At 35.6% G+C, this 7,099-nt stretch carries 6 protein-coding genes; 1 reads left to right on the top strand and 5 read right to left on the bottom strand.

All coding sequences use genetic code 11. The features are described from left to right. The 3 genes from AC3AX0_RS04605 to AC3AX0_RS04595 all read right to left on the bottom strand — a co-directional run. Positions 1-1,137: M20 family metallopeptidase (locus tag AC3AX0_RS04605; protein WP_487549132.1), on the bottom strand; the 1,137-nt coding region annotated here is incomplete at its 3' end. A 109-nt stretch (positions 1,138-1,246) separates the two neighbouring features. Then, positions 1,247-1,999 carry an MBL fold metallo-hydrolase gene (locus AC3AX0_RS04600; RefSeq protein WP_487549131.1) on the bottom strand — a complete coding sequence of 251 codons (753 nt, stop codon included), beginning with the start codon at positions 1,997-1,999 and terminating at the stop codon, positions 1,247-1,249. A 31-nt stretch (positions 2,000-2,030) separates the two neighbouring features. Further along, positions 2,031-3,272 carry an iron-containing alcohol dehydrogenase gene (locus AC3AX0_RS04595; RefSeq protein WP_487549130.1) on the bottom strand — a complete coding sequence of 414 codons (1,242 nt, stop codon included), beginning with the start codon at positions 3,270-3,272 and terminating at the stop codon, positions 2,031-2,033. A 249-nt stretch (positions 3,273-3,521) separates the two neighbouring features. Here AC3AX0_RS04595 and AC3AX0_RS04590 point away from each other — a divergent pair, with 249 nt between their 5' ends. Then, positions 3,522-4,691, top strand: a complete 1,170-nt coding sequence (locus tag AC3AX0_RS04590; protein ID WP_487549129.1) for a cation diffusion facilitator family transporter — start codon at positions 3,522-3,524, stop codon at positions 4,689-4,691. A 77-nt stretch (positions 4,692-4,768) separates the two neighbouring features. Here the strand turns inward: AC3AX0_RS04590 and AC3AX0_RS04585 are convergent, their stop codons facing one another. Then, positions 4,769-6,202, bottom strand: a complete 1,434-nt coding sequence (locus AC3AX0_RS04585) for an ABC transporter substrate-binding protein (RefSeq protein WP_487549128.1) — start codon at positions 6,200-6,202, stop codon at positions 4,769-4,771. Position 6,203: 1 nt separating this feature from the next. Further along, the coding region (locus AC3AX0_RS04580; RefSeq protein ID WP_487549127.1) for a sirohydrochlorin cobaltochelatase at positions 6,204-7,099 on the bottom strand (896 nt) is incomplete at its 5' end.

Genomic DNA, 7,099 nt, shown 5'->3' with positions numbered 1-7,099 from the left:
AATCTTTTCCAAAAGAACCTCGTCTTCTATTACTTCTACCGCTGTATAAACAAGGGCGATTATGGTTTTTTTCATATTGTTGTAGGCATATTCAGTTTTTGTACTGTCCCTGAATTCAATCGTATGACCGGTTATGTTCCTGTCGTTTGTTATATCGAAATAAGCATGAATAGTAGGACATTTATGACTTACGTTTCCTGCATCTACAGAACCAAGTGAATCATCTGAGTTAAAAATTCTTTTAACACCTGTTTTTTCAAGGTTGCTGGTAAAAACTTTTGAAAGGGTTTCATTTGTAACCATGTTGTCATAACTGTATTCATAGTTTGAAATTTCCAGAGTAGTTCCTGCTGCAAGTGATGCACCCCGAGCACAGTTCTTAACCTTTTCAACAAGTTCATTTAAATATGATTTGGTCTTGGCTCTAACATAAAACCTTGCCACACAATAATCAGGTATAATGTTTGCAGCTTCTCCTCCTTCTGGTATTACTCCGTGAATCCTTGCATCTGTTCTTATCTGTTGTCTAAGTGCATTGATGTTATTAAAGGTGTTTATCACGGCATCAAGGGCGTTTATTCCCTTTTCAGGTGATGAAGCAGCATGGGCGGTTTTACCTCTGAATTCGAACTGCAATGCTTCCATTGATAATGAGGTTCCACTTTTGGAATATGCATTGCTTGGATGAGCTATCATAACAATGTCAATATCATTATAGGCACCCTTATCTGCAAATTCTACCTTTGCTCCGCATGTTTCTTCTGCAGGTGTTCCAAAAACCACAACATTGCCACCAATGTCATCTACAAGATGCTTTAGAACTATTCCTGCACCGGTGCTTACAGTACCCAGAATATTGTGTCCACAGCCATGTCCAATACCCGGCAATGCATCATATTCCGCTAGGTATGCTATTGTTGGCCCTTCTTTCTTGGAATCATATACAGCTTTGAAACCTGTTTCTACGCCTAGATATTTTTCATCAATCTGGAATCCATATTTTCTTAAAATATCGACATGAATGGAACATGCAAAATATTCTTCATTCCCTAGTTCTGGCCTGTTCAATATCTTTTCACTCATTTCAATAAGTTCTCCAGATATCTCTTCAGTTATTTTAGTAATATTTCCTATCATTTCTTACTCCTCAAAGGATTTTATCAAAGATATTGTTATTTCCTACAAATTTAATGAAATTTTTATACAAAGAAATAGCCCCATTGGGACTATTCCATTAATTATACATTTAACCCTTATAAACTATTTCATGATATTCAGAGTGTAAAAACTCTTCATCACATTCCTTGACAGCTTCCTCATAGGATATTTTCTTGGATTTCGAGTCAACAGCTTTCAAATACTTTAGCCTGTTCTCTATATCCTTAAGAAGCAAATCTTTATCTCTTATTATTTTACCATGGCTTGGCAATATGATATATTTGGTATAATCCTTAAGCTTCTCGAGAGAAGTAATATGTCTCTTTATATGGCTTTTCTCGATTAAAGGAAGTACAGGCACACCTTCATTTGAAAACATTAGTTCGTCTCCTACATGAACATATTTATTGTTGATAGTGGTCAACAAACTACAGTTTGCATGACCTGGAAAAGATTTGATTTCTATGTCAAAATCACCGAATTTAAAACTGTATATATCATCAATTTTTATATCAGGAGTGTATATATGATGTTTTTCGGCATCAACGTATATATCCAGAGTCTTTTCATAGTCGGCACTGCCTATGATATGTGCATCGGGCAATTCGTTTAAACCATTTATATGATCAAGGTGGAAATGACTTATTATTACACTCTCAATGGTTATTCCCTTTTCTTCAAGGTTTTCCTTAACCTCGGTGCTGTGCATACGGTAACCCGAATCAATCATTAAGGCTTTTTTCCCGTCAATTAGTACAAAAATATTGTAGCCAAATTTATTGTCATTTCTCGGATCAAATATAAATTTCAATAATTTCTTTTCTATTTCTTTGATTATCATAAAACCAGCTCCTTATTAGAATTATACCATACTAGTCCAATTCCATATCACTATAGACTATTTCATCTTCTTCCTTATTTATAAGAACTGAATAAAGAAGCTTTTCAAAATCTTCGGAACCCAATATTTTAGGTGCCGGCACTACCGGATTGCTGTTTTTCTCAATTATTCCTGCTATGACTTTTATATCTCTTTCTCTTAATCCTTTAATATGTTCAGGAATGCCCATGTTAGCATTCATTTCCTTTATCTTGGATATGAATCTATCACTAAGAATTGTTTCATCCTCATCTTCACTTCCAAGATTTACAATAACCGCAAGATTTGAAAGCTTTTTTAAAATCTTATCCTTTGATATTTCAAGTAAATGTGGAAATATTACCGACAAAACATAGCTATGGGAAATTCCATATGCATCGCTTAAGTAATAACCAATAAGGTCTCCATATCCCGTAAGGGCAACCATATTTGCCTTGCCCGAATAATACGATGCAGTAAAAAGACTGCTTCCTGCTTCCGTATCCATTCTATTTACATGGAAAGCTTCAAGGTTTTCAAAAACAATCTTTGTAGTTTCAATACAATAATTTTCAGCTGTTTTATTGCAGTATTTACTCAAATATGATTCTACAGTCTTGGCAAGAAGATTCATTCCTGAATAAGCAAGGACTTGTGACGGCAATTCCTTCATTAAGTTTGAATCCAAGTAGGAAATTTCAGGCAGAAGCTTCTTATCTATAATTGTAATCTTTTCAAACCTGTTGGTATCCGTAATTACAGCCTTGAAATCAGCTTCGCTTCCCGTTCCTGCCAATGTAGGCACTGCAACAAAGGTTGGAAGTTTTCTCCTCAACTTGTTCCTTCCCTTCATGGCATAGATATCTTTTCTATTAGAAACTTTTGCTCCAATGAGTTTGGCTCCGTCCATTGCCGCTCTTCCACCAAATCCTATTATTGAATCACAATGATTAATTTTGTATACTTGGGCACCTTCAACAATATTATCAACTGTCGGGTTTTCAATTATACTGTTGAAAACAATATAATCAAGTCCGTTTCTTCTTAGTGAAGATACAAAGTCATCCATTATACCTAGTTTTATTATGTTTTTATCCGTAACAACAAGAATCTTCTCCTTATTTTTGTCCTTTAGATATAATGCTGCCTGTTTTGAGCTGCCTGGTTTTATAACTACGGAAGGTTCTGGATATCTAGAAGACTTCCTGGTCTGTTTTCTTAGAGTCTGCCTTGTTCTTATCATCAATCTGTTCATCAAATCACTCTCACTTAAGTTTTTCGTTTACAGCCTTCTTTTTCCCTTTTATCGTAAGGTCCTTGTCTTTTCTATTCTTTAAATGCATTATGTGGTCCTCTTTTTATTTTATCATAAATAATATTCAGTATTCAAATAAATTTCTTGAAATAATATAATTTGACATGTTTTCAGCATTATGAGTATATAATTAAATCCTCATATATGTTATTATAAATCTATAACAAATAATAATTCCGCAGGTGATTTATGAACGAATACTTAATTAGATTAGTCTTTAAAAACGAAACACCTTCAAGAAAATCAGTTGGATATTTAAGCGCTTTTACTGGAGCTCTTTGTAATGTTCTTCTTTTTATTTCAAAATTTATTGTAGGAATAACTACAAACAGTATTTCTATTACTGCTGATGCCTTCAACAATCTTGCCGATCTGGGCACAAATATAGCTTCCTTCATAGGATTCAAATATTCAGACCTTCCTGCAGACAGGAATCATCCCTTCGGTCATGGACGATTCGAATACATTTCAACACTGCTCATCTCTGTAATAATTCTTATTTTCAGCTATGAGCTTCTGAAATCATCCGGAGAAAGGATTCTAAATCCTGAATCTGTCAAGTTTGACTATATTGCAGTTATAATACTCATAGTTTCCATACTGATTAAACTATGGATGGCTCTATTTAACAAGAAGCTTAACACCTTCATACAATCAAAGAATATTGATGCGGTTCTTTTGGACAGCATTGCTGATATCCTTGCAACATCTACAGTCATTTTGTCTTTCATATTGTCAAGATACAGCACATTTTCCTTTGATGGAGTAGCGGGAGTGCTGGTTGCATTATTTATAGGATACAATGGTTTAAGTTTAATGAAAGATACATTCAACTCATTGATAGGTACAAGACCCGATGAAGACCTTTATAAAAATATTCAGGATTTCATCTTAAGCTGTGACAATATTAAAGGAGCACACGATTTGAGAATCCATGACTATGGTCCCGTAACCAAACTTTGTACCATTCATGTTGAAATGTCGGCCTCCCATTCCTTTATTTATGCACATGATTTAATCGACAATATAGAAAGTAGAATCAATGAAAAATATGGAATAGAACTTCTTATTCATGTAGATCCAATTGACGAATCATGTCATGCCACTACCTTTGTAAGAGCAGAAGTGGAGGGAATCATCAAAACCTATAATGAAATAAAGGAAATTCATGATCTTAGAATTGTAACGGAAAGAGGAAAGAAAATTGTAGCTTTTGACATGGTCGTAGATGAAAACATAAAAAGCAAAGAATTCGAAAAACTAAAAGAAAACGTTGAAATGGATTTTTATAAAATCGACAAGAACTATAAACTTATCATCAAACCAGAAAAAGAAAATACATTTATAAAAATGAAATAATAATACACAAAAAGATTCTCAGGGCTTTATGTCCTGAGAATCTTTTTGTTTCTATTATGCTACTTTGATTAGGTTATTTAATTGAGTTTTGATAATATATCATTAGCATATTCAACTGTTACGATTTCTCCAGGATTGAAGTTCCCTTCTGAATCAAGGATGAATATTTTGCGATCTACTAGCTTCTGAATAATCTTTTGGTGATCTGAGTCTTCAATGTCTGCTATTAAAATTTGACCTTCCATGTTTGCATATTCACCGTGTAGAAATACCGTTTTTGCAAGCTCGTCTTTTGTTATGTATTCCTTGGGATGGAAATATTCACTTCCATCAACTTTGAATGAATCCACTAGACCTGCAATAACTGCAGTTTCCACATAATCAAATCTCTCATCATCCCAATTCACATCCTGAAACAATCCGTATGTATGTCCAGAATACTCTTTTTCATAATAATGGGAAGATGACGGTGTGTATACCGACAAGTGAAAACACTTTGTTACAAGTTCGGCATAAACCTCTCTTGTAAGTTGTTCGCCGCTGATTATTTCTTCTACTGAATCGAAAATCTCCGGATATAGATACCTGGAAAATTCTCCAACACCTTTAATGTATCTAAATGTCGGTGACGATATCATTTTTTCATTTATTGTATATACTTTGTGATTCTTTACTGCTTTTATGGTTTTGAAGCCGGGTCGCTGAGTTATGGTTTTTTCATTGCCACCACAGTTCATGGCTCCCCTTTGGGAGATGTAGACATCAATATTTTCTCCAATTTCAACTACTTTTTCAAGTCCGAAAGGAGCAATTGAAGATCCCGCTTTCATAGCCGGAATGTCTCCCGCTGCATTTATGCCCCCTGCAAATCTGATTGCACGACCCGGCATCGAATCAGATGTAACTGTTCTTATATTTACATCTGTAGATTCAAAAAATATAGTCTTTTTGTCCTTAATATCCTTTGTCAACTGGGATATACCATGGATATTCTCATGAAATTCCTTCAGAAGCTTTTCAGCCTCCTCTGTTTTTCCCGACAAAAGAGCAAGTTTTTCGATATACTCGTCAAACCCGTCAAAACTATCGGGATAAAGGGACACCACCAGCACACCTGCATTTTCCAGCGCCTCAACAAACTCTGGAGATTTTCTATTTATGAAGGGCCTTATTATCACTACGTCTGGGTCTGCAGCAATTATCTTTTCCGGATCTTCCTGATACAGGTATCTGGGAAGAAAGGCCGCCTCTGGAGGATAAATAGATGTCTTGTAGGCGCCTATCAAACTATCTTCAGCTCCAAGGAAAAACAAGTTTTCAGTATGGGCTGAATAAAGAGGGATTATTCTTTCACAGGGGCTATTCAGGTTAATCTGATTACCCATATCATCAATAAATGATATGGCATAATCAGCACTGTCAACTTCATTTGTATCTGAATTTCCAGTTGAGCATCCTATGATAAATGACAATGATAAAATTAACATTAAAACTAATATCTTTGATTTCATATTATTCTGCGTGTTCTCCTGATATTACATCATCCAGGTGCTCTAGATACATTTGCTGAATTCCTTCCATTTGACCAAGTCCCATAAGTACTGGCTCAACATCGTATCCTTCAGCTTTAAGAATCATTTTCCATGCATCTTCTTCGTCTCCTGCCATGTCATTGTTTGCGTGATCTCCAGCGACAATCATTAGAGGCATAAGATAAAGCTTAGTATAGTTTTTGTCTTCAATTTGCTCCATTATAGCGTCAAGAGTTGGGAATCCTTCGACAGTTCCTACATATACATCTTCATATCCTTTGTACTTGAACATATAGTCAAGTGCAGAATATGCAGTATTTGCATGGTGATGAGTTCCGTGTCCCATAAGTAGAAGTGCTTCTCCTTCTTGAAGCTCAGGCATTTCTCCTGCCACTACTTCAACAACATTTTCAAAATCCGGAGTGCTGGAAAGAAGTGGTGCTCCAATTTTAACATCAGCAAAGTTCTCTTCATATTCCCCAACTACAGCCATAAGGTCATCATACTCTGCACCATTCATTACGTGTAGAGGCTGAATCAATACAGTTCCGAAGTCATTTTCTACAAGGTAGTCCATTGCTTCTTCAACATTGAATATTTCAAGACCGTCTCTCTCCTTCAACTTGTCGATTATAATTTGTGCAGTGAATGCTCTAACAAATTCATAGTCAGGATGAGCGTCTGCCAAAACCTTCTCTGTAGCTTCGATAGTTGCTTCTCTCGTGTCATTGTAGCTTGTACCAAAGCTCACTACAAGCAATGCCTTGTTTGCTGCATCACCTTTCTCAACCGGTGCCTCTGCTGGTGTTTCATTACCTGTTCCTGTGCTGCATCCTGCCAAAGATCCTAAGACCAACATTGATACCAGCAATAATC

The organism is Dethiosulfatibacter sp., assembly GCF_983023055.1.
This window is presented reverse-complemented; position numbering and strand designations above follow the sequence as displayed.

What these genes read in the sequence shown, in the direction of transcription:
- AC3AX0_RS04600 (WP_487549131.1), bottom strand. Translation starts at nt 1,999, where the DNA reads ATGATAATCAAAGAAATAGAAAAGAAATTATTGAAATTTATATTTGAT.
- AC3AX0_RS04595 (WP_487549130.1), bottom strand. Translation starts at nt 3,272, where the DNA reads ATGAACAGATTGATGATAAGAACAAGGCAGACTCTAAGAAAACAGACC.
- AC3AX0_RS04590 (WP_487549129.1), top strand. Translation starts at nt 3,522, where the DNA reads ATGAACGAATACTTAATTAGATTAGTCTTTAAAAACGAAACACCTTCA.
- AC3AX0_RS04585 (WP_487549128.1), bottom strand. Translation starts at nt 6,202, where the DNA reads ATGAAATCAAAGATATTAGTTTTAATGTTAATTTTATCATTGTCATTT.